The following is a 23,208-nucleotide window of genomic DNA, read 5'->3' on the forward strand; positions in this document are numbered from 1 at the left end:
ACCTTCAATAATTTTATATCATTTTAATTTAAAGTCAAGAAATGTATGCACTAAATCCTGTACCATTATTTAAATTTCAAAAGAAGAACTTGTCCAACAGCGAAATTAACATTATATATAGGAAAGAAGTGGAATTTTGTCATAATCTTGGATTAAAAAAATCAATCCGGAACATCAGATTGATGTGTGTTGTTTGGTTGATGGATGCCGTTAACCTTTATGTGGTTATCGTGCTTCACGAAGCCGTTTTAATTTCTGCTCATTTTTTCCAACATTTTTCAGCAGTGAAGGATATCGAACCATTAGCATCGTGTAACGACCAAATAAAAATCCAGAGATAAATATGAAGTAAATAATAAAGCTCGAAGAACCATTTAATGAAGGAGTCATTGACAAGTAATGGATTGATAGGGATTTGAGCGCAAAACGAATGGGTATTGACAGCGACCAAGTTAATACCGACATGATGGATCCAGAAAGATACCATGCGCCGTCATGATTTAAAAGCGGGGTAAAACGACCTTGGATCAATCCGAGCCCGAATGAAAAACACAAAGTTGTAACGATCATGATCCAGTCAATGAGCGGCAATGGCTGCATAGTGGAAAGTGCACAAACCGCGCAAAATAACAATGCCAGTGGTTGCCGATAAAGACGGCCGGTTAATGGTTTTTCTCTAAACTGGTTGTAGAGAACAGTTGTCAGCAAAACCGAACCAAAGATAAGAAACATGGCATTTACCTCCGCTCATTTTGTTCTACTTAGTTAATGTATGTCACGTTCAAATTGTCCTATTCCTTTCATTTGTTGTCCCAATAAATTCTTTTTCTGAAAAATTTATTTAAATGACAAATTTATTACAAAGGAAAAATGATTTAATTCGTGGGATATCGAGCTAATGTTACAATTATATTTCATTTCGACATATAAGCTTAATATCAGTTTGAAAAGGTAGGGTGCTATAATTAAAAAGTCGATAAAGAGAAAATAATAGAACCTAATAAAATGTACGGTAAAAAAAGAGAATGATTGTTTTGGGGAGGAACTAGGCCGATCATGAAAATGAATAAGAAAAAAGCAACCGTGACACTGGCACTGACGTTCGGACTGACATATACTTCGATTGCTCCATCAGTTACATACGCTTCACCATCATTAAGTGATATTAATAACAAAACTTCTGCTCAAAAATCACTGAGAGATCAGCTGACTAAGCAGCAGCAAGCCATTCAGAATGAACTTGCCGAGATGAATAAGAAACAGTTGAAACTGACAAGCGAAATCAGTGATGGACAGGCACAGATTAATCAAAATAATGATCAGATTAGTGCCTTGAAAGCTGAAATAACTGAAATCAATAAACGAATTGAAAAACGAAAAGCACTGTTAAATGATCGTTTAGTTTCGATCTATAAGAATGGCGGATCTGTAAATTACTTAGATGTCTTACTGGGTTCCAAAAATTTCGGGGATTTTATTGACCGTACCTTTGCACTAACAACGATTACGAACCAGGATCAAAAAATTATTACTGATCAAAAGAATGATCAAGTCGCTGTGAAAACAAAGAAAGCAAGTGTTGAGAGAAAACAAGCAGCCAATGTTGCACGTTTGGAAAAGCTGAAGAATACGTTAACTGAAGTTGTTGCACTTCAGGAAAAGAAGAAAATTGCTTCTAAGGCATTGGATCAAAAGCAAGCCAGTGTATCAGCTCAACTCGCTTCTTTAGCAAGTGCTGCAGAAGACCTGAAACGTGCATCGATCAAACCGGTTTCTTATAATCCATCCAGTGAATCTACTGATTCGAACAGTTCAAGCAGCTCAAGTAACTCAAGCAGTTCAACAGCTAGTGATTCTTCATCAAATAGTAGCAGTTCATCAAATGATTCAGCACAGTCTCAGCCTGTTAGTCTGTCAGCATCCGTTGCGACAGGGGGCATTTCCGGTATCCTTGGTTATGGCAATCGATTTATTGGCAGGTCGACTTACGTATTTGGTGCTTCCAATCCTGCAGCTGGTCAGTTTGACTGCTCTGGCTTCGTTCATGCTGCATTTGCGGCAAATGGCATTGGAGTCGGTCGATCAACAGGTGCACTGGTAAGTCAAGGCAGTGCGGTAAGCTTTGCCTCTGCACGTCCTGGTGATCTCGTATTCTTCGATACATATAAAACGAATGGTCATGTTGGTATTTATCTAGGTGGCGGACGCTTCATTGGTTCCCAGAGCAGCACCGGCGTTGCCATTGTAAGCATGGACAACTCATACTGGAAATCACATTTCCGCGGTGTAGTTCGTAGAATCCTTAACTAATTCATTCCCAAATATAAAATTTTTAAAACACAAGCTTAGTTGCTTGTGTTTTTTAATTTGTCATAAAATCAGCGAAATATAACAAATATGACAGCTGTCATAAAAGAAATATGATATGTGAGACTATGCGTGCTGCAAATCATTGGCTATTCTTTTTGTAGTGGTATTATTTCAATAATAAAGAAGGCGGAATGATGAACACTTTTCCGCTGGTTAAACATTTTTTGCGTGTCATGATGTATTACAAAATTAATTTGATCTTTACCCTCGGAGTGCCAATTGGATCAATCATTTATACGATGCGTCCCTTTATCTTCCATACGTCGGATCAGCAGATTGTCCAGAATCATGTGTTTTACTGGATTAGCTACATGGTTGTTCTTTATGCCATAATTAACAGCGGCCCTTCATTAGTTGTTCTAAGAGAAGATCAATTTCTAAAAATGTTTCTATTCATTTCAGGGAATGTCTGCTCGATCATTTATGCCAAATACATATCACAATTTATTTTACTCACTCTATCCGTTCTAATCTTGGATATTCTTAGCTGTTTTTTATTCGATCTGCCAATAATAAAACTGTTGATTCAATCCTTTCTGCTGATTATTCTAAGCAGTCCGCCAATATTTTTTCTCTTTCTTTTCTTTGCAGCTCTACGCTTGCGACAGGAAACAATGATCCCGTTAACTAATATACTGATTTTCTGCTTTATTTTCATGTCGGTCAATCAAATAAATCGTGCTTTATCATTCATCAACCCCATTGATTATGCCTTTCAGATCGCAAGATTTTTGTTTGATGGAACATCTATCCATGGGTTTCAGATTTGGCTTTCGATCACAATAACTTGTTTCTATTTGTTTATTGGTTTATTTTCTTTAAAAAAAATACAGTTCTTACCGATTTTTAGAAATTGAGGTGAAACGCATGAAAATAGAACATTTGAATTTTAGGTATCGGCAAAATGATCGCTTAATTTTTGACGATCTATCATTTAATCTCGTGCAAGGGAAGACGCATTTTTTACTTGGAATGAATGGAGAAGGAAAATCGACTCTTCTTGATGCCTTCGCAGGTTTGCTCAATGTTGATGCGGCTATTCTGAATCCAATCCAAAGAAATGAAATACTCTATCAGATCCAAGGAGTTCCTATTCTAAGCACGATAAAAGGTAAAGATCTTGCTGAATTGATTTTATGCGGGAGCGGTCAATACAGGAGTGGGGATTTATCACCAGAGATGTGTAGCGAACTTTTTGATGATCCGAGTGCATTAAGAAAAATCACCTATTTGTGGGATATGCAATATGGCAAGATGTCCCCTGGAGAGCGTCGCTGGCTGACTATCGTTCTGTATTGTCTGATTGATAAATCCTTGTATCTTTTTGATGAGCCAACCGCCGGTGTTGATCTCTATTCCGGAATGCAAATCGCACAGTCGATTCGTCGATTGCAGGAGAGGAGAGGAAAGACAGTGGTTTATGCCACCCATCAGCTTCAAGATCTTAAATGGTTTGAAGATTACCAGGTGCATGTTCTAGATAAAGGAAAAATCATCATTGACGAAAATGAACGGCATTGGATACAAGCGTGCAGAGAAAATAAAATGCCTATTTGCGTGCGTATTATCGATGAATGGGAAATGTCATGAGATTAAGCTTCAGTTTTTTTGAAAATAATCGAATTTTTATTTAACTTGTTTACTGACTTTTTATTAACATGTATTCTAAAGAAAAGCCGCTTAGAGAGAGGGCGCGAAGATTGAAAATATTTCCAAAAGCGACAGGCCCATATCCCTATCTTTGGATACTGATTATTTTTCCTCAATTCTTTATTAATGTTTGGCAGGCCGATCATTTATCGGAAAAAGTGATTGGGTTGATTGCAGGACTTGTACTGCTTTATGTCTTTCGGCAGATGTACTGGCTTGAGTACACGACGCTACTTGTCCATTTTTTATTAGGTGTCGCTGCACTCGTCGTTGCCTCAGTAACTCTCGATTCTGCCATAATGCTCCTTTACGGCATTAGTTTTGTTTTTCTTTTCGGTTATATTGAACGTGTGAGAGACTTGGCGATTGGAATTGCGGGACTAGCCGCGGCTTACCTGTCGGTGTCGCAAATCATTGATGGTTGGCCGTTAGCTTTTATTTATCATGATCAGGTCTTTTTTTTCCTATTAGAAGCTGCCATTCCGATCGCAATTTTTCTTCACGAGCGAACAAAAAATTTGCATCATCAGCTTGCCCAGGCGAATGAACAGATTGTTGCCTTGGTTAAGGAACAAGAGCGTGGACGTCTTGCACGTGATCTTCATGATACACTGGGGCACACGTTGACGATGATTATTCTTAAAAGCGAGCTTGCCTTTCGATTGATTGATAAGGATGCGGGTCGTGCCAAATCAGAGATCGGAGAAATAGAACGAATTACTCGATCGGCTTTGGGACAAACGCGGGAGATTGTTGCGTCCATTCGTCATCATTCGCTAGCAGAGGAACTAAATGAAACGAAGTATTTTCTTGAAACAAAAGGCATTTCAGTGATTATTCATAATCCGGAAAAATGGCCGCGGCTTCAGGCAGCCGATGAGACAATGCTGAGCCTTGCGTTCCGTGAAGCAATCACTAATGTCGTCAGGCACAGTGCTGCCAAGCATTGCATCATTCAGGCGGCGATTGATGGTCATAAATTAATTCTTGAGGTTATTGATGACGGGATCGGCATTCGAAACAAGGATACAAGAGGAAACGGCTTGCACACAATGCAAGAACGAATGCATTTGATTGGGGGAGCAGTGGATGTGCGGACAAAAGATAAAGGAACGCTCCTTCGTTTTTCTCTGCCGTTAAATGAACAAAAGGTGGTTGAAGAAAAATGAAATTATTAATCGCTGAGGATCAAGGAATGCTTCGTGGCGCGCTTGCTCAGTTGCTCGAAATGGAAAAGGATTTTGAGGTTGTGGGCCAGACAGGTAATGGCAGAGAAGCATTTGAGCTCGTTCGACGGTTGAGCCCGGATCTTATGATTGCAGATATCGAAATGCCGGAGATGACTGGACTCGAGATTGCCGAAAAACTTAAGGATGCGGATACGCCGTGCAAAACAGTCATTGTGACGACATTCGCACGCCCAGGTTACCTTGAACGCGCAATGAAAGCTGGGGTAGCAGGATACATATTAAAGGATGAACCGATTAATGAGCTTATTGCGCATTTGAGGCTCATAAACGATGGAGGCAGGTTTATTAGTCCTGAACTGGCGACAGCTTTTTATTTTTCCGATACAAATCCATTAACGAATCGTGAACAAGAGGTCCTGTGTCAAGCCTTCTCCGGTTACGAAACGAAGCAGATTGCAAGCATACTTCATTTATCAGGCGGAACCGTCCGCAACTATTTATCAACCGCCATTCAGAAGCTTAACGCGCATTCGAGGCAGGAGGCTGCCAAAAAAGCGAAAGAAAATGGCTGGATTTGAATGCAAAAATCAAAGAAACCAGTGCAAAACAGGTTGAACTTATAGTCACCTTTTCTCTTTTTTTAATTATATTGCTCTTTTAAAATGTTAGCGAACCTTAACATGTAGCGGATTAACTGCGTTCTTTATAATTTCATATATCCATTAGGTACTTCACAGTGATGATGAAAACAGATCTGAGTTTTTGTCGAAAAATGTGCAAAGGCCGCTGCAGAAGTGGACATGACCGAATAGGATATAGAAAAATAGAGGGGGATGCAGTATGTTTATTCTCATCGTTGTCATGTTTATTCTCCTTGTCATCGTTGGTCTTTTCTATTAAATAGGGAAAGATTTAATGATAAACCGGTGTTCATTTAAAAATGAAATTCCGGCTTTTTTTTATGCAAAATTTTTATGAGAGTATGGAAGACATGGTATCAATAAATTTTTTATGAACTGCTTCTTCCAAACTAGTGTTTAGTCGACAAAAAAACCCCGTTCAGTATTTGCGTGAAATGTGTGACAATAAAGGTATCTTATTTAAGCGAAAGGAAGTGCCAACTGCTATGCCAAACATCGTTTCTTTCAAATTCAACCCAAGGGAACTGAAACTAAACAAATTCATTGATTTTTATGGTTATTGCGCGCAATGGAATCAAAATATTTATGTTTATGGGAAAAATGAAGCACAAAAGGTTCATCGTCTGTCAGAGCTGCTCTCCTTTATTTTGTTTTCCCATGATGAGGAGTGCCTGATCGTTATCGAAGGAAGCGGAATTGATCAAACAAAGGACTATATTACAAAACATTTAGCAGGTGTTCAGACTGCCTGAGCAAAGATTTCCTGACCAAGACGGATGCATTTGAAAATGTGACAAACTCGTGAATTATCTTTTCAATATGGTATAGTATGAGTAGTGTAAATTCATATTGAAAGGCTAGGAGTTGCATGACAACAATTGAACAGATAAGAACAGCACCGATCAGTCCTGAAAATGATCCGTGGGAAGCTTACTTTGATATGGAGCATTACGGACACTTAGAACTGACGAATGTGGAGTTTACCACGACGACGCTCTGCAACATGCGATGTGAGCATTGCGCGGTAGGATACACATTGCAGAAACGTGATCCAAATGCTCTTCCGTTAGACTTGATTTTCAAACGACTTGATGAAGCAAAGAATCTGCACGCTTTAAGTATTACAGGTGGCGAACCGATGCTGTCACTCAAGTCAGTAAAAGAATATGTGGTGCCCATCTTAAAGTATGCGCACGAACGCGGCTTGAGAACTCAGATCAATTCGAACCTGACGCTTGACCTTGCGCGGTATGAACTGATTATCCCATATCTTGACGTGCTTCATATTTCCTTTAACTATGGAAGTTTCGAAGATTATTCCAATATAGGTTTCGCAGTAATGGAGAAGAAGCCGAAAATTGAAGCACAACAATTGTTTTTTAATCGTATGATTGAAAATGCACGAGAATTGACTGCTCGCGGAGTGATTGTTTCAGCGGAAACGATGATTAATAAACGAACTCTGCCGCATCTTGAACGGATTCATGAACAAGTGGTGGCGATGGGGTGTCAACGTCACGAAGTACATCCGATGTATCCTAGCGATTTTGCCAGCGTATTACAAGTTGCTTCGCTTGATGAAATTCGATCAGGTATTCATCGTTTGCTTGATTGTCGTGATCAGAACGTATGGATGCTGTTTGGGACCTTGCCTTTTTACCCATGCAACAAAAATGAGAAAGATCTGGCGTTACTTGAACGTCTGTATCACGAGAAAAATGTGACTGTTCGTAATGACCCTGACGGCAGGTCAAGACTTAACGTCAACATTTTTGATGGAAATATTATTGTCACTGACTTTGCCGATGCACCGGCACTGGGCAACATTAAAACAACAACACTGGAAAATGCCTATCAACACTGGTTGACGACTCCACTTGCAAAATCGTTGAATTGTCACTGTCCAGCAGTAAAATGTCTTGGTCCCAATGTGCTTGTCAAAAATACTTATTATAAAGATGTTGATTTTATGAAACGGAAAGCACTTATTTCGCGGTGATTTCCGCATATATAAAAAGGTCCTCTGCATGATTTGATTGCAGAGGACCTTTTTTCTTATTGAATACCTAATACTGCTCTGAGATAAAGTCGGAGCGCATCAATCTGAGTTGGGGCACCAACCGTTTTATGCCCCAGTAGAGCTGCTTCTAAAGCAATTCCATCTGTTGTGTTAATGAAAAAGCGTGTAATGTCTTCAATAGGCTGCTGCGGAATGAACTCACCACGACGGACACCTTCTTGAAAAATGCGAGAGAAAATGTTTTGTCCCTTCAGGTAACGATTTCTTAAATACGTTTTTCGTTCTTCATTGCGCCATCCGGTGACGAAGTATTCATAGACCGCTATAGAAAAAGGAGTGCCTGCCTCATGTGATAGTGCTTCTAAATAATCTTGAACTGCATCCCACATTTTTGTGTGTTTCTGTATAAGTGAATTTATAAATTTCTCGAAATCTGTGTTGTTTTCTTCCAATAATGCGCGCATCATGGCCTCAGTGCTTGAAAAGTATTGATAAACCCCGCCGCGGCTCATCCCGGTTTCATTTACAATATCCTGCATCGTGGCCGGTTCAAAACCTTTATTGGAAAAAACAATTTGAGCGGCCTGAAGAATTTGCTTTCTTCGTTGCGCAAAATGAGCTTCACTCACCTTTGGCATCGTCACCCCTCCTGCTTTTTCAGTATATCACAATCAACTCTTTATCGATCATGAGCTTGGTGTATCACCGGCGCGAGTTTCACTCAAATTAAGGCTATATGTTCCTGTGCCAAGTTTATCTGGTTCAGGCATCTGGCGCAAGATCGGCAGAACGAGCCAATAGAGAGAAACAAATAAGAGACTTGCCCCAATACTTATGAAAATAGGACCAACACCCCATAGATGTGCTATTTGTCCTCCAAATAAAGATCCAAGCGGCATGGCACATCCGCCTGCACTGATCATTATGGTATAGATTTGTGCTAAGTGTTTTTGTGGAACAGCCTTCTGCAACGCTGAAACAAAAAGAATATTAGTCATGCCGGTTGGAATCAGACTTGCTGCATATAAGATAAGTGACAGACTGTTCAATGGTGTAAAATAAGAGATCAGCCATGAGATTCCAGATAAGAAAAAACCGAAAATAATTAGCTTTCCTAGCGAGCATTTTTTGAATAATGGCGCAGTCGCCGCGCCGATGAGTATGCCAATTGTTTCCGCCGATTGATAAAAGCCATACCATTGCGCGCCGCCGCGTTCTGCGGCATAAGCGGGCAATGTGGCGTTGAGCATTCCGAAGACCAGATTGGCAATAACGGTTGCCGGTATAAATTGGATAATAAATGAGCCGCATACCATTTTTAATCCGGAAGTGAGATTTTTCCAATACTTGTATAAATTTTTCTTCAGATCTGTTGATTTATCCGCTTCCTTTTGGATTTCCATTGTTCTTTTAATCAGAAGAAAGCAGACGATACTGCAGCAATTGAAGATAATTGACAAAAGATAGAGCGTTAAGGGTGAAATAAAGACAATCAAAATACCTGCAAGACTAGTGAAGATGATGGAGAATGCTTGATAACTCACGTTCATCAGAGCGTTTGCTGAGGCGTACTTTCCTTCTTGAACAAATTCCGGAATTAAGGACATTTCCGCAGGATTACTGAACATACCTAAAACAGCGACGACAGGCGTGAGCACGATGAGCGCTGCTGCAGAGTGCCAAAAAACAGTAAACATTACATAAGTGATGACTACTGAGATAATTTGACCGAGCTCGGTCATCCAAAGCAATCTTTTTTTATTCAACCGATCAACAAGCGGTCCGACCAAAAATTGAAACATCATGGGAGCGAGCGCAAGAAAGCCGACTATGCCAGTGTAAAAAGTGTTTTGAGTCAGGTGGTAAATGGACCAAATCAGTGAAACGTTGTACAAACTCATTCCAATTGTACTGAGTGAGCGTCCTGAAAGCAGTTTCCAAAAATTAATCGACATATAATTCATCTCCAACAAAGTAATAATGACACCGATGTCGTTATTATAAACGACACTTGTGTCATTTTCAATGCGTATTTAGAAATAAATTTTGTAAACGTATTATGTTGTTTTTATTTCAATGAGCAGCAAATAAGATGAAAAAATAATTCCGTGTTTTAAGATCGTTGAGAATGAAACCGCATAATTGCTGGTTAATGTGAATTTCGTCGAAAAATGTGTTAATCTTTTTTTAACAATTCGAAAACGGATTGTAAATCTATTGTGTTCTGTTAAAATGGAAATTGGGCTCTTTTTCAGTCGTGATGGCATTGAAATTGAATGTTGTAAATTTTTTTCTGTGCGACTCGTTAAAAAAATAATTTTAATTATGATATGGAGAGGTGGACTTTGTGCACTTTTTGTCGAAAAATGACAAGTTTTTGAATATGCTTTCAATCATCTCACTTAATCTAGAGGATGCAGCTAAATTTTTTGATGAAAGTAAAATTAAAAATGAAGCTGACTTACACGAGTTTTCTCAGAAAATGAAAAACTTTGAACGTAAAGGAGATTCTTACGTTCATGAACTTATCATTGCTCTAAATAAGACCTTTGTCACTCCTTTGCAACGTGAAGATATTTTGGAATTAGCAATGAAAATGGACAGTGTCCTGGATGGATTTGAAGAATGGTCAATGCGACTTGAAATATATGGGATTTCTCATGCTGATGAATATATGGTTGAGTTTGTCGGCATTTTATATGAATCCTGTAAGGAAATTAATCAGGCCATCACATTGATGAGTAAAAAGAACTTGTCAGGTATTCGAAACAGCGTCATCAAAATCAATGATTATGAAACTCAGTGCGACGATCTGCTTGTTAAATGCATTACAAATTTATTTAAGAATGAAAAAGATGCAATTAAGATCATTCAGTATAAAGAATTATACGAAATGTTGGAAAGCGTTGCCGATAGCTGTGAAGATGTTGCCGACACATTGGAAACAATCATGATGCGAAACGCATGATTCCGTCTTTGTGCCCGTTTCTTTGTGGGGAAATCTTTCCGCAATGATTACGATTGAAAATCAATGAATGACTGAGCAATTCCTGAAAACCACGCATTCATTTTTTACGAGGAAAGGGTTTTATGATCATGGAAAGTTTGTTTGCGTTGACGCTGATGATTGTGTTTTTGGCGTTTATGTTTGATTTTATTAATGGCTTTCACGATACTGCAAATACGATAGCCACCTCTGTTTCTACACGTGCTTTGCGCCCAAGGGTTGCAATTATTTTGGCAGGTACCATGAATTTCCTTGGGGCCATTACATTTACGGGTGTAGCCCAAACAATCAGCAAGGGGGTTATTGACCCATTTACCATTAAAGATGAAACGACTGGTTTAATCATTGTAATGGCGGCGCTGATCAGCTCAATTTTATGGAATCTTGCAACATGGTATTTAGGTGTGCCCAGCAGTTCGTCTCATGCAATTATCGGTTCCCTGGCGGGTGCGGGGATATCTGCGCTTGGCTTTGGCTCTTTAAACTATCAAGGATTTATTGAGATTTTCGAAGCGCTGATTTTCTCACCGATTGCGGCGTTTACAATTGGCTTTATTGTCATGAAACTTTTCACGCTCATCTTCCATAACTTTTCGTTAGTGAAGACAAATCGTCACTTTAGGATTTTTCAAATATTCACAGCGGCATTGCAATCTTTTGCTCATGGAACAAATGATGCTCAGAAAACAATGGGGATTATTACGATGGCTCTGGTGGCATCAAATTATTTGACAAAAGTTGAAATACCTATGTGGGTACGTGTTGCTGCCGGACTTGCTATGGCGATGGGAACATCGGTAGGCGGCTGGCGTATTATTCACACGGTAGGAAGTAAAATCATGAAAATTCAACCGATTAATGGAGCAGCTGCCGATCTATCTTCTGCTACAATTATTTTTGGATTTACATTTATCCATTTTCCGGTCAGTACAACGCATGTTATTACTTCTTCTATATTAGGCGTTGGTTCAGCGGAACGTGTTAGAGGCGTAAACTGGGGAATGGCATTGAATATTGTCATCACGTGGGTCATTACGCTGCCTTTTACAGCGATTGTTGCTGCTGTGATTTATCGGCTATTGAATTGGATTCTTTAATTAAGTATGTTAAATCGGCTCGTTGATACGAGCTTCTTTTTTTATAAGATAAAAGAGTATATAAATAAATGGATAGTTTTTAGAATGAGCTCTGCTGAAAACATGCCGAGCGAGTAATCACAAATAATAAAATTCTTCTCATAGTGGGTTAATATTTCATGATAACGATTACAAAAAGAGGCAAATAAAAAATGAATGCCGGCCAGAAGCCGGGAAGAGCTAGGGGCGAAAGGAAGTACGGTGACTCTATCTCAGACCTGTGCGCTTTGAGAAATCGCTGAACATTTTTCTTGAACTTCAACAATCATTAAATCAAGTTCTTGACTGCAAAGTAACGTTTGTTCGGCATACAGGCCATACTTTTTAGCGGTATCCAATAAATTTTTCCGCTTATTCTCAATAGCTTCAGAGTAAACGCTACTATTTTCCTGGTAAATAAGTACCTCTGATAACTCAGACATGAACAAAAAGCCCTCCTTGAGCATCAACATCTAGCAATATTAAATATATTATAGCATGTCTCTTTTGTTTGTCTACCAAATGTAGCAGGCATAATGAGAATGGGGAGGTTCAGCTAAGAGATTGATCACGTATCGTTGGAGGGAAAGACTTTGAAATTATCTGATCTTGAATTAATTACTGTATTATCGGACGAAGGAAGTATGAGAAAAGCCTCTGAACGACTTTTTGTTTCACAACCTGCATTGAGTCAGAGACTGCAGTCTATTGAGCGCCAATGGAATGCTCAATTATTCATTCGATCAAAACGAGGAGTTGTACTAACATCAGAAGGTGAGATTGTCGAACAATTTGCACGGGAAATGCTTGAACGTGCTGCAGAGACACGTGCCGAGATTCAAACTCATAAATCTGAGATTCATGGTACGTTAAAACTGGCTGTATCATCGGTCAATGGGCAGTATTGGCTTCCTGATGTGCTTAAGGCTTTTGTTGAACAGCATCCGCTTGTGAAAATCTCCTTGACGACAGGCTGGTCAAGCGAAATATTGGAGCATATGTACCGTGCGGCTTGCCATGTAGCAATTGTTCGCGGAATGCCGAAATGGGGTGGAGGAAAGCTGCACCTGTTTTCCGATCCGCTTAATTTTGTGGATTCGAAGATTTCAACGTTGGGTGAATTGAATTATGAAGAAAGACCCTATATTCAATTCCGCAGCGACTCATCCTATGATCAAGTGATCCAGAATTGGTGGCATTCACAAAACCTCAGGGTTCCGGTACGCACAATAATGGTTGATCAGATTGAGACGTGTAAACTCATGGTCACACACGGCATTGGTTATTCAGTTCTGCCGTCACTCAGTCTCACGGAACAGGACATCATTAATCGCATACCGTTGTTAGACGCCCATAGCAATCCTATTTATAGAGAGAATTGGCTGCTGTACGATCAAGAAACGCTTAGCCTTAAACAGGTGCATGCCTTTGTGAGCCTGGTAAAACATAGACTTTTCACATAAAATTCGATAATATAGCAAGTGAAACGACTAATTAGGAGGAACAAAAATGGAGCAGATGGATGCTTATGAAATTATTTCATTTTTGAAAAACAGTGTTAAGAAAACACCGGTAAAAGTTTACATAAAAGGCGATTTAGCGTCTTTATCCTTCGGTGAACAGGTTCATGCGTTTATTAGCGGACATGCAGGTACAATAATAGGCGACTGGCAGGAAATTGAGCCTGTACTCACAGCGAATAAGGACAAGATCGAAGATTATATTGTAGAAAATAATGCGCGTAACTCAGCGGTCCCGTTACTTGATCTTAAGGGAATTGAAGCACGTATTGAACCTGGAGCGTTAATTCGTGAAAAAGTTGAAATAGGCAAACAAGCAGTTATTATGATGGGAGCCGTCATAAATATTGGCGCAGTAGTCGGGGATGGCACGATGATTGATATGAACGCAGTTCTTGGCGGACGAGCAACGGTAGGAAAAAATTGTCATATTGGTGCAGGAGCAGTTCTCGCCGGTGTTGTTGAACCGCCTTCCGCACAACCTGTTGTCATCGAGGATGATGTTCTTGTCGGTGCGAATGCGGTTGTTCTTGAAGGTGTGCATATCGGCAAAGGAGCGGTTGTTGCTGCAGGAGCAATCGTAACAAAAGATGTTCCTGCAAATACCGTAGTCGTCGGTGCGCCAGCACGTGTGCTGAAAACAATTGATGAGAAGACACGTTCCAAAACAGAAATTATGCAGGACTTGCGTCAATTATAATAAATACGGGTGATTGCTCGCATAATGGGAAGGGATCAACAATGGATTATATTGCGATCAGGCGCGCGTTGCACCAGATACCGGAACTTGGATTTGAAGAAGTGGAAACGCAGGCATTCCTGCTGGATCAAATTAAGAAACTTCCGCAAGATCGAATACAAATAAAAAAGTGGAAAACCGGATTGTTTGTCCACATTTCCGGTACTGATCCTTCAAGACTCATCGGATTTCGTACTGACATTGACGCGCTCCCGGTCAAAGAAAATACTGGGTACTCGTTTCAGTCAAAGCATGAAGGAAACATGCATGCGTGTGGGCATGATTTCCATATGACCATTGCACTTGGCGCTCTGGAAAATATTGTACTTCATCCGGTTAAAGAGAATGTCTTATTTATTTTCCAGCCCGCTGAAGAAGGCCCAGGTGGAGCACTTCCGATGATGGCCAGTGAGGAATTTAAGGCGTGGAAACCGGACTTGATTTTCGCTTTACATGTGTCACCGGATTTTCCGGCTGGTACAGTTGCCACAAAGGAAGGTATTCTATTTGCTAATACATCCGAATTGTTTATCGACTTCCGTGGAAAAGGCGGACATGCAGCTAATCCGCATCTGACTCACGATACAATTGTTGCGGCGAGCCAATTTATCGTCGGACTTCAAACAATTGTTGCCCGACGAGTTAATCCGCTTCATTCAGCGGTGCTCACAATCGGGAAAATAACAGGCGGCTTTAAACAGAATATTATTGCAGAATATGCCCGCGTTGAAGGTACGATTCGAACATTAAGCCAAGACACCATGACATTGATTAAAGAGGACATTGAGCGCCATGTAAAGGCAACTGAGATTGCTTACCAATGTAAGGGCGTCATTGATTACGGAGCAAATTATTACCAAGTATTCAACCGCAAAACATATGTGGATCCATTCATCAGCTTTTGCGAAAAGAACAAATTTCCATATGTGATTTGCGATGACGCAATGACCGGAGAGGATTTTGGCTATTTCTTAAAAGAATTGCCGGGATTCATGTTCTGGCTTGGTGTTGGGCAAACATCAAGTCTGCATTCTGCTGATTTCAAGCCTGATGAGGCAGCACTTGCCCAAGGAGTGAAGGTAGTCAGCACCTATATAAGAGATGGCGTTTAATTAAATCAGTACATTTCCAGAGCGAATTTATTTTTCGCTCTTTTTTTATTTCACCTTTAAGCGTATTAATGGGAGAACAACGTGTAACGTGTTATCATTTATCTTGAATGAATCAAAGAAAATGGGGAATCATATTATTTGATAATATTTATTTTAAATGATAATATATTTTACTGATTACATTTATTAATTATTGATACATAAGTATTTTATGCTAATTTAAATTAATTATTAATTAACATTGACTTAAAATAAAGTCCATACTATAATAATGTCATAGCCTCATTTTGAGTGAGGAAAGAAGATAATTTTCAGGAGGAATGATTAAAATATGGTAGAACGTCTTGTAAGTGCAAAGGCCCCTTTGTTTAATCTTGATAGTGTGAATGCGGATGGCTCTTTCGGCAAAGCAAATTTGGAAGAGAACATCAAAGCCGGCAAATGGACGATCTTCTTCTTTTACCCAATGGATTTCACATTTGTATGTCCGACTGAAATTACTGCCTTCAGTGATCGTTACGATGAATTCAAAGCACTGGGAGCAGATATAATTGGATGTTCCTGTGATACAATCTATACACACCAAGCATGGATGAAGACTTCAAGAAGAGAAGGCGGCATTGGTAAAATCAACTTCAGTTTAGCTGCAGACCACACACATGAAGTTGCTGAAAAATATGGCGTACTCATTCCTGAAGAAGGCGTTGCACTTCGTGGATTGTTTATTATCAGTCCTGAAGGCGATCTTCGCTACTCAGTTGTTAATGACAATAACATCGGCCGCGACGTTGATGAAACACTTCGTGTACTTCAAGCGCTTCAATCAGGCGGACTGTGCCCGGCAAATTGGCATCCCGGTGACGAAACGCTGCATGTGTGATTTCAGATATTAAAATCAATGATATAAACTGGCAGCTCATTGCTGCTCATAAAAAACAGGGTAATCGGCTTAAGATTGCCCTGTTTCTTTGCGTATAAGAGTTACTGCACTAGATTTCTCCAGGGATCGAGTTCGCTGACGGGTCAGATGTTTAACCAGCCAAGCAATTAAATTTTTATTAGTCTGAATGAAAGGCTTGGAAGGCAGGTCATTAATGAGCCTATAAAATTCATAATCAGTAGTTCCAAAGATTACAAATAAGAGCGAATGACTTGTTGTTTGCTCTCGTTCTGATAAAATTGTCGTTATTGTAAAAGATATTTATATTTTTTAACCTGCGTTTTATGCATGGGCAGGGTAGGGAGAGGAAGGCGTACATTGGAGATATTTAAAAAGCTTAAGCAATTTTATTGGCCGGATCGTCATTATTTGTTCGGCTCACTTTTATTTCTGATACTGAGCAGTGCGATTACAATTGTTTATCCGATTGTCTTGCAGCTTACAATTGATCAAGCGGTGATTCGTCAGAGATTTTCACTTGTTCCAATGTTATCTTTAGGATTTGTAATTATCATGGCTGTTAAGGGATTATCAAGCTATTTCAGCCAGTATTGGGGCGATATGTTCGGAGTGAGTTCGGTTTTTCGCTTGAGAGAAGCACTTTACAAGAAACTGCAGTATCTGCCGTATCACTACTATGACAATGCGAAAACCGGAGATTTGATGTCACGTCTGACAGCTGATGTCGAGGGCTTTCGTTTTTTTCTTTCGGCAGGATTTACTCAGCTGGTTAATTTTGTTGTTCTTGTAGGATTCAGCCTTGCTCTGATGTTTTATTATTCTTGGGAATTGGCGCTTGTTACTTTAGCAATGACGCCTTTTCTCTGTGTCAGTGTATTTCGTTTTGATAAACGTGTACATCCGGCATTTCGAAAAATTAGGCGTTCACTTGCAAGCATGAATACACGCGTTCAAGAAAATATTAGCGGCATGAATACAATTAAATCACTCGGACGAGAAAACTTTGAAATTGATCGTTTCGCTAAAAACAATCAAACATACAGAACGAGAAACCTAATAACAGCAGATATTTGGGCAAAATACTTTCCACTCATGGAACTGATTGGCAATATCAGCGTGGTTCTGCTGCTTGCTCTTGGTGGTTATTTTGTCATGAGCGGAAGACTGGCTCCCGGTGCCTTGGTTGCCTTTTTCAGTCTTGTCTGGTATATCATGGATCCGCTGATGAATCTCGGATTTATGATCAATACCTTCTCTCAGTCGAAAGCGTCGGGAGAACGGTTGCTGCAAATTCTTGATGAAAAAAGCGATATTACGTCACCTGATCACCCTTTTCAAAAAGAACATCTTGCTGGGGATGTTGCATTCCGTAATGTGTCGCTGATCTACCCGAATGAAAAAACGACAGCACTCAGTCATATAAGCTTCGAAGCGAAATCAGGAAACATTATTGGACTGATGGGAGCAACAGGTTCTGGAAAAACAAGCATTACTCAATTAATCGGCAGATTTTATGATACGACCAGCGGCGAGGTATTGGTCGATGGATGCCCGGTTAAATCGTATGATTTAAAGTGCCTTAGGAAAAATATCGGCTATGTGTTCCAAGAAAACTTTCTCTTTTCTTCAACCATTCGCGACAATATTGCTTATGGCAAACCTGATGCGACACTGGATGAAGTGATCAGAGCGGCAAAGCGTGCTGAGGCGGATGAATTTATACAAAGCCTTCCAAACGGTTATGACACCGTGCTGGGAGAAAGAGGTATGGGACTGTCCGGTGGTCAAAAACAGCGAATTTCTATTGCACGTGCGCTTCTTGTCAATCCAAGTATTTTAATTCTTGATGATGCAACAAGTGCCGTCGATATGCGGACGGAAGGATTAATTCAAAAAGCATTCAAAGAATTAATGAAAGGGCGAACAACGTTTATTATTGCCCATCGTATTTCCTCGCTTCAGATGGCAGATCAAATTCTCGTACTTGAGCATGGACGAATTAAAGAGCGCGGTACGCATAAAGAATTGGTACAGCAAGAAGGAATCTATCGGCGAATTTATAATATTCAGTACAAAGATCGCGATCTTGTGAAACAACAAGTCGTCCGAGAAGGGAGAAGTCGATGATGAAGAGCGGAACACAGAAAGAACGATTCTTTTATCCGGAAGATCGGGTCATTGAAAAGCCATTTAACTGGAAACAACTGCTTCGTCTTTTAAATTACTTGAAACCTTATTTGAAAACGCTGATTCCTAAAGCAATTGCAGCAATGATTGTCTCGACGGCTGTTCGGCTGATTATTCCGATTATCATTGGTGTTTATGCGTTTGACCGAGCGATTAACGCGAAGAACTACACCTTACTTTATTGGCTGGTTGCGATTACCGCACTACTCTATGGAATATCATTTGTGAGCAATTGGTACCGGATTCGTACAACAAATCAACTTGGTCAGTATGTGATTCATGATTTGCGTGAACGTTTATTTAATCATATTCAATATCTTTCACATCGCTTTTTTGATTCAAGGTCTGCCGGTTCAATTCTCGTCCGAGTCATAAATGACGTGAATTCAATGCAGGATTTATTTACGAACGGTGTCATTAATACATTGATGGATGTTGTTACTTTGATTGGTATCTTTGTGATCCTCTTTGTACTCAGCCCACCATTGGCAGTTGCGGTATTACTTGTTATTCCGCTGATGTTCTTCATTTCAACGAAGCTGCGACGCAGTATTCGACGTTCATGGCAAAAGGTACGTATGAAAATGTCGAAGCTGAACTCTCATTTGAATGAGAGTATTCAGGGTATACGTGTGACGCAGTCATTTACACAGGAAAGAGAGAATCGAGCATATTTCAACGGTGTGAATACGGAGAACTTTTTGGCATGGCAGGAAGCATCTAAGAAAAATGCAATGTTTCGTCCTTTTGTTGATTTGTCCAATGCAGTAGGATCGGCTATTCTCATCTGGTTTGGTGTATTTCTCATTCACAGGAACTCAATAGAAATAGGCACATTCGTTTCGTTCGCATTTTATCTCGGTATGTTCTGGGGACCGATTTCCCGACTTGGTCAGGTGTATAATCAACTGCTTGTTGCGATGGCTTCCTCAGAGCGGATTTTTGAATTTCTTGATGAAAAGCCAAGTGTGCCTAATAAAAAAAATGGAATAAGCATGAAGAACATCTATGGAACAATTGATTTTGATCAGGTAGAATTCAGGTACGATGGGTCAAGAAAAGCACTCAAGGGAATTACGTTCCATATTCCGGCGGGAGCGACTTGGGCATTGGTTGGGCATACCGGTTCGGGGAAAACAACAATTGCGAACTTGATTAGTCGCTTCTATGATGTGACGGCCGGTCAAGTGCGTTTTGATGGTGTGGATGTCCGTGACCTTGATTTGCGTGAACTGCGTGCAAGTGTCGGAACGGTGATTCAGGAAACCTATGTATTTTCCGGTACAATCATGGAAAATATTCGTTTTGGCAAGCCTGATGCATCTGACGAAGAGGTAATGCAAGCGGCAAAAGCAATTGGTGCGGATACTTTTATTCAAGGATTGCCTGAGGGATATCAGACTGAGGTTGAGGAACGTGGGAATATTCTTTCGGTCGGAGAGCGTCAGCTGCTTTCATTCGCACGTGCGCTGCTCTCAGACCCGAAAATTCTCATTCTCGATGAGGCAACAGCAAGTATTGATACGGAAACAGAAATGGTCATTCAAACGGCTCTAAAGCAACTGCTTAAGGGAAGAACATCCATTATCATTGCCCACCGATTGTCCACAATTCGCGACTCTGATCAAATTGTTGTGCTTAATGAAGGTGAAATTGTTGAAAAAGGCAACCATCAAGAACTTATGGACCTTCGAGGCAGGTATTTTGATTTGGTACTCAGTCAGTATAATGCTCTTGATGGGGTCTCTTAATTTCAAGTAAACTAAGAGCACGCAGCGATGGCCATTGGTTGTTTTTTCTACTTACGGATGGATCAAGCCGGGAACGATTTATTTCTCGTTGTTTTTAAGACGGTGAAATAAAACCGTACTTGACAAGAACAATTCACTACTGGATGAAGATTATCAATTCTTTGGTATAATGGGAAGGCAGGTGTCGAAGGATCTTTTGACCTGCGGACTGGAGTGGAAGGATCATGATGCAACAATTGATCCTGGTTGTGCTGTGGGTAGTCGTTTATGGGTATATGATTACGGCATCCATTGATTTTGGCACAGGATTCTATTTATTTTACGGTCAGAGTATTAAGCATTTGGACTATCTCTATGCACCGCTTCAAAAATGGCTGTCACCAGTATCGGAGTTAATGAATATAGGATTCGTTTTGATTTTCACGGCAATTATTGGTTTGTCTCCAGAGATGATTCTCAATTTCCAAACACCGCTCGTATTCTGCGGAGTACTGGCTATCTTTTTAACAGTACTCAAGGGAACATTCTTTGCTTTGACTGAACTGTTGCCAAAAGAGAATAGGATGCGAAGCGTTTTTTTAGCTGGAAATGGTATAACCGGTATCTTAATTCCTGCGGTTCTGAGTATCGCATTGGTGATTAGTGAAGGCGGTTTTTCCGATGTTGGTGCAAGAGGGCTGCTTCCATTTATCATACGCCTTCTTTCTAATTTCTATTTTTGGTCGGTCATGATTGTTGCGATCATCAGTATCTTTTACATAAGTGCCATGCACTTGGTTCTCTTTGCTTCGAAGATTGGAGATCATGAATTAACCGTGCATTTTAGAAATAAGGTACTTTTTCTGAGTATGCCTATGGTTTTTGCTAGCGGATTAGTTTTTCTTGGACTTGAAATGCAAAACCCTGAACATTTCTTGCGTACGTTAGACTATTCATGGATGTTCATGTTTTCGCTTATCAGTCTGCTTAGTGCTGTGACACTTGTATTCCTGAAGAAGTATCAGTGGATTTTTACACTTGTCATGCTTCAGTATTTTTTTGCGTTGTTCGGATATACGGTTTCTCACTTTCCTTATTTAATCTATCCGGATATTCTGATGGATCATCAGCTGTCTGCATGGGCACAATCACCTTGGTTTTTCTTCATCGCGTTGATCATTGCGATTGCAGCACTCATAGGAATGATCGCTTTGAGAGAGAAGCGGGTATTGCGCGAGCTTGCCATCCCAAAATATAAATAATACAAAAGCACAGCGACCCTTTATCAGGCTGCTGTGCTTTTTTGTTCTTCTGAATTTATTTACTGTTTTCGACTTGCTTATTTACCTTTTCATCGACTTCCATAATAATCGGAAGAATCATTGGTCTGCGACGTGTTCGTTCATAAAGAAACGGAGCTAAACTATCTGTAATTTCTCCTTTAATTTCCGACCACTGCAAAGACTTTCTTTGAATAACTTCTTGCAAACGAGAGGCAAGCAAGCTTTGCGCTTCATTGATCAGATCGCCGGATTCGCGCATATAAACGAAGCCTCGAGAAATAATGTCAGGCCCAGCCAGTATCTTGTGTGCCTCAATATCAGCACTGACAACAACAATGACCAGTCCTTCTTCCGAGAGAATTTTACGATCACGCAAGACGATGTTGCCGATGTCTCCAATTCCACTGCCGTCGATATAAACGGAACCTGATGTTATTTTTCCAGTGACTCTTGCTGAATTTTGGTCAAGGGCGAGCACATCACCAATATTCATAATAAACGAGTGATCATACGGAATACCGCAAGCATGAGCTGTCTCAACATGCTTTTTCAGCATTCGATATTCGCCGTGAATCGGCATGAAGAACTTTGGCTTCAGCAAACGAAGCATGAGTTTTTCTTCTTCTTGACCGCCATGCCCTGAGGTATGAATGTTGCTCAATTTTCCATGAATGACGTCAGCACCTGCTCTGTAAAGCTGGTTAATTGTACGATTGATGCTGACCTTGTTCCCCGGAATCGGAGAAGAGGAGAAAATCACTGTATCGCCCGGCTGGACTTGGATCTGGCGATGTGTACCGTTCGCGATTCGAGACAAAGCAGCCATTGGCTCGCCTTGACTCCCAGTACACAAAATAGTGACCTCCTGATCAGGTAAATGATTGATTTGCTGGTGTTCAATAAACGTATCCTTTGGAGCTTGAACATAGCCGAGCTCTTCGCCGATTGTTATTGCAGCTTCCATGCTGCGCCCGAACACAGCGATTTTACGCCCCGTAGCAACCGCGGCATCGACAACTTGTTGAAGCCGATGGATATTGGACGCAAAGGTAGCGAATATAATTCGACCGTCCACTTTGCGAAAAATATCTTTAATATTCTCGCCGACTTCCCGTTCAGTCATCGTGAATCCGGGTACTTCAGCGTTTGTGCTGTCGGACATGAGGCAGAGGACGCCTTCTTTGCCGATCTCAGCCATTTTCGTCAAGTTGGCAATTTGTCCGCCGACGGGAGTGAAATCAAATTTAAAATCACCGGTTTCAACAATATTACCCTGAGGTGTCTTCACAACAACCCCATAGGAATCGGGAATACTGTGAGTCGTTCGAAAGAAACTGACCGATGTTTTTTGAAACTTGATGACATCGTCTTCCGTGATTTCGTGGATCACGGTTTGACGTAGAAGATTATGTTCATCCAGTTTATTTCGAATTAATCCTGCCGCAAGTTTTCCGGCATAGATTGGTACATTAACCGCACGCAACAAATAAGGAACACCGCCAATATGGTCTTCATGACCATGCGTGATGAATAGTCCCTTAATTTTATCGGCGTTCTTCACCAAGTAGCTGTAGTCAGGAATCACATAATCAATACCAAGCAGTTCATCCTCGGGAAACTTGATGCCGGCATCAATAACAATGATTTCATCCTGAAATTGAACAGCATAGGTGTTCTTGCCGATTTCTCCCAGTCCGCCAAGAGAGAATACGGCAGTTTGATGGTTTTTAACAAATTTCATAG

Annotated in this window: 21 protein-coding genes and 1 pseudogene; 17 read left to right on the forward strand and 5 right to left on the reverse strand. The window is 40.4% G+C overall.

Features of this window, described 5'->3' with window-relative positions; genetic code table 11:
* Nucleotides 1–225: 225 nt before the first annotated feature.
* Nucleotides 226–732, reverse strand: a complete 507-nt coding sequence (locus tag NOM01_RS02235) for a hypothetical protein (RefSeq protein WP_255746055.1) — start codon at nt 730–732, stop codon at nt 226–228.
* A gap of 324 nt (nt 733–1,056) precedes the next feature.
* Here NOM01_RS02235 and NOM01_RS02240 point away from each other — a divergent pair, with 324 nt between their 5' ends.
* The 8 genes and pseudogenes from NOM01_RS02240 (at nt 1,057) to yfkAB (ending at nt 7,850) form a co-directional block, all read left to right on the forward strand.
* A complete protein-coding gene (locus NOM01_RS02240; RefSeq protein ID WP_255746058.1) occupies nt 1,057–2,310 on the forward strand; it encodes a coiled-coil domain-containing protein in 1,254 nt (417 codons plus the stop codon).
* A gap of 194 nt (nt 2,311–2,504) precedes the next feature.
* The gene (locus NOM01_RS02245) at nt 2,505–3,227 is read left to right on the forward strand and encodes a hypothetical protein (RefSeq protein ID WP_255746060.1); all 723 of its coding nucleotides are present in this window, start codon (nt 2,505–2,507) and stop codon (nt 3,225–3,227) included.
* 10 nt (nt 3,228–3,237) lie between these two features.
* Nucleotides 3,238–3,960, forward strand: a complete 723-nt coding sequence (locus NOM01_RS02250) for an ATP-binding cassette domain-containing protein (protein ID WP_255746061.1) — start codon at nt 3,238–3,240, stop codon at nt 3,958–3,960.
* A 110-nt stretch (nt 3,961–4,070) separates the two neighbouring features.
* Nucleotides 4,071–5,189, forward strand: coding sequence for a sensor histidine kinase (locus tag NOM01_RS02255; protein WP_255746062.1), 1,119 nt, complete (start codon nt 4,071–4,073; stop codon nt 5,187–5,189).
* Nucleotides 5,186–5,788 (forward strand): response regulator transcription factor, encoded by a 603-nt coding sequence (locus NOM01_RS02260; protein WP_255746063.1) that lies wholly within the window; start codon nt 5,186–5,188, stop codon nt 5,786–5,788. The genes NOM01_RS02255 and NOM01_RS02260 overlap by 4 nt, the downstream gene beginning before the upstream one ends.
* A gap of 256 nt (nt 5,789–6,044) precedes the next feature.
* Nucleotides 6,045–6,110, forward strand: a pseudogene (locus tag NOM01_RS02265) (YjcZ family sporulation protein); the annotation flags it as partial.
* Nucleotides 6,111–6,336: 226 nt separating this feature from the next.
* A complete protein-coding gene (locus NOM01_RS02270) occupies nt 6,337–6,603 on the forward strand; it encodes a hypothetical protein (RefSeq protein ID WP_255746064.1) in 267 nt (88 codons plus the stop codon).
* A 116-nt stretch (nt 6,604–6,719) separates the two neighbouring features.
* Nucleotides 6,720–7,850: a radical SAM/CxCxxxxC motif protein YfkAB gene (gene yfkAB / locus NOM01_RS02275; RefSeq protein ID WP_255746066.1), complete on the forward strand. Its 1,131-nt coding sequence runs from the start codon at nt 6,720–6,722 to the stop codon at nt 7,848–7,850.
* Nucleotides 7,851–7,906: 56 nt separating this feature from the next.
* Here the strand turns inward: yfkAB and NOM01_RS02280 are convergent, their stop codons facing one another.
* Together NOM01_RS02280 and NOM01_RS02285 are read right to left on the reverse strand one after the other, a co-directional pair.
* Nucleotides 7,907–8,509, reverse strand: coding sequence for a TetR family transcriptional regulator (locus tag NOM01_RS02280; protein WP_255746068.1), 603 nt, complete (start codon nt 8,507–8,509; stop codon nt 7,907–7,909).
* 48 nt (nt 8,510–8,557) lie between these two features.
* Entirely contained in the window at nt 8,558–9,826 is a 1,269-nt protein-coding gene (locus NOM01_RS02285; protein ID WP_255746070.1) for an MFS transporter, read from the reverse strand.
* A gap of 392 nt (nt 9,827–10,218) precedes the next feature.
* Between NOM01_RS02285 and NOM01_RS02290 the strand changes: the two genes are divergently transcribed.
* On the forward strand, nt 10,219–10,839 hold the full coding sequence (locus NOM01_RS02290) for a DUF47 domain-containing protein (protein ID WP_255746071.1): 621 nt from the start codon (nt 10,219–10,221) through the stop codon (nt 10,837–10,839).
* Nucleotides 10,840–10,967: 128 nt separating this feature from the next.
* Nucleotides 10,968–11,975, forward strand: a complete 1,008-nt coding sequence (locus NOM01_RS02295; RefSeq protein ID WP_255746619.1) for an inorganic phosphate transporter — start codon at nt 10,968–10,970, stop codon at nt 11,973–11,975.
* Between the two features lie 251 nt (nt 11,976–12,226).
* Here NOM01_RS02295 and NOM01_RS02300 read toward each other — a convergent pair whose 3' ends face one another.
* Nucleotides 12,227–12,436: an aspartyl-phosphate phosphatase Spo0E family protein gene (locus tag NOM01_RS02300; protein WP_255746072.1), complete on the reverse strand. Its 210-nt coding sequence runs from the start codon at nt 12,434–12,436 to the stop codon at nt 12,227–12,229.
* 150 nt (nt 12,437–12,586) lie between these two features.
* Here NOM01_RS02300 and NOM01_RS02305 point away from each other — a divergent pair, with 150 nt between their 5' ends.
* The 7 genes from NOM01_RS02305 (at nt 12,587) to NOM01_RS02335 (ending at nt 21,444) form a co-directional block, all read left to right on the forward strand.
* Nucleotides 12,587–13,456 (forward strand): transcriptional regulator CcpC, encoded by an 870-nt coding sequence (locus NOM01_RS02305; RefSeq protein ID WP_255746074.1) that lies wholly within the window; start codon nt 12,587–12,589, stop codon nt 13,454–13,456.
* A 46-nt stretch (nt 13,457–13,502) separates the two neighbouring features.
* The gene (dapD, locus tag NOM01_RS02310) at nt 13,503–14,213 is read left to right on the forward strand and encodes a 2,3,4,5-tetrahydropyridine-2,6-dicarboxylate N-acetyltransferase (RefSeq protein ID WP_255746076.1); all 711 of its coding nucleotides are present in this window, start codon (nt 13,503–13,505) and stop codon (nt 14,211–14,213) included.
* 41 nt (nt 14,214–14,254) lie between these two features.
* The gene (locus NOM01_RS02315) at nt 14,255–15,364 is read left to right on the forward strand and encodes an N-acetyldiaminopimelate deacetylase (protein ID WP_255746078.1); all 1,110 of its coding nucleotides are present in this window, start codon (nt 14,255–14,257) and stop codon (nt 15,362–15,364) included.
* Nucleotides 15,365–15,695: 331 nt separating this feature from the next.
* Nucleotides 15,696–16,244 carry a peroxiredoxin gene (locus NOM01_RS02320; protein WP_255746080.1) on the forward strand — a complete coding sequence of 183 codons (549 nt, stop codon included), beginning with the start codon at nt 15,696–15,698 and terminating at the stop codon, nt 16,242–16,244.
* A 378-nt stretch (nt 16,245–16,622) separates the two neighbouring features.
* Entirely contained in the window at nt 16,623–18,392 is a 1,770-nt protein-coding gene (locus NOM01_RS02325) for an ABC transporter ATP-binding protein (protein ID WP_255746082.1), read from the forward strand.
* Nucleotides 18,392–20,203, forward strand: a complete 1,812-nt coding sequence (locus NOM01_RS02330; protein ID WP_255746083.1) for an ABC transporter ATP-binding protein — start codon at nt 18,392–18,394, stop codon at nt 20,201–20,203. Before NOM01_RS02325 ends, NOM01_RS02330 begins: the two co-directional genes overlap by 1 nt.
* 224 nt (nt 20,204–20,427) lie before the next feature.
* The gene (locus NOM01_RS02335) at nt 20,428–21,444 is read left to right on the forward strand and encodes a cytochrome d ubiquinol oxidase subunit II (RefSeq protein WP_255746084.1); all 1,017 of its coding nucleotides are present in this window, start codon (nt 20,428–20,430) and stop codon (nt 21,442–21,444) included.
* A gap of 55 nt (nt 21,445–21,499) precedes the next feature.
* Here the strand turns inward: NOM01_RS02335 and rnjA are convergent, their stop codons facing one another.
* Complete coding sequence (gene rnjA / locus NOM01_RS02340; RefSeq protein WP_255746086.1) at nt 21,500–23,206, reverse strand: ribonuclease J1; 1,707 nt, start codon at nt 23,204–23,206, stop codon at nt 21,500–21,502.
* Nucleotides 23,207–23,208: the final 2 nt, after the last annotated feature.

Origin of the sequence: Sporolactobacillus sp. STSJ-5, from assembly GCF_024385605.1 — a bacterium.
Taxonomy (GTDB): domain Bacteria; phylum Bacillota; class Bacilli; order Bacillales; family Sporolactobacillaceae; genus Sporolactobacillus.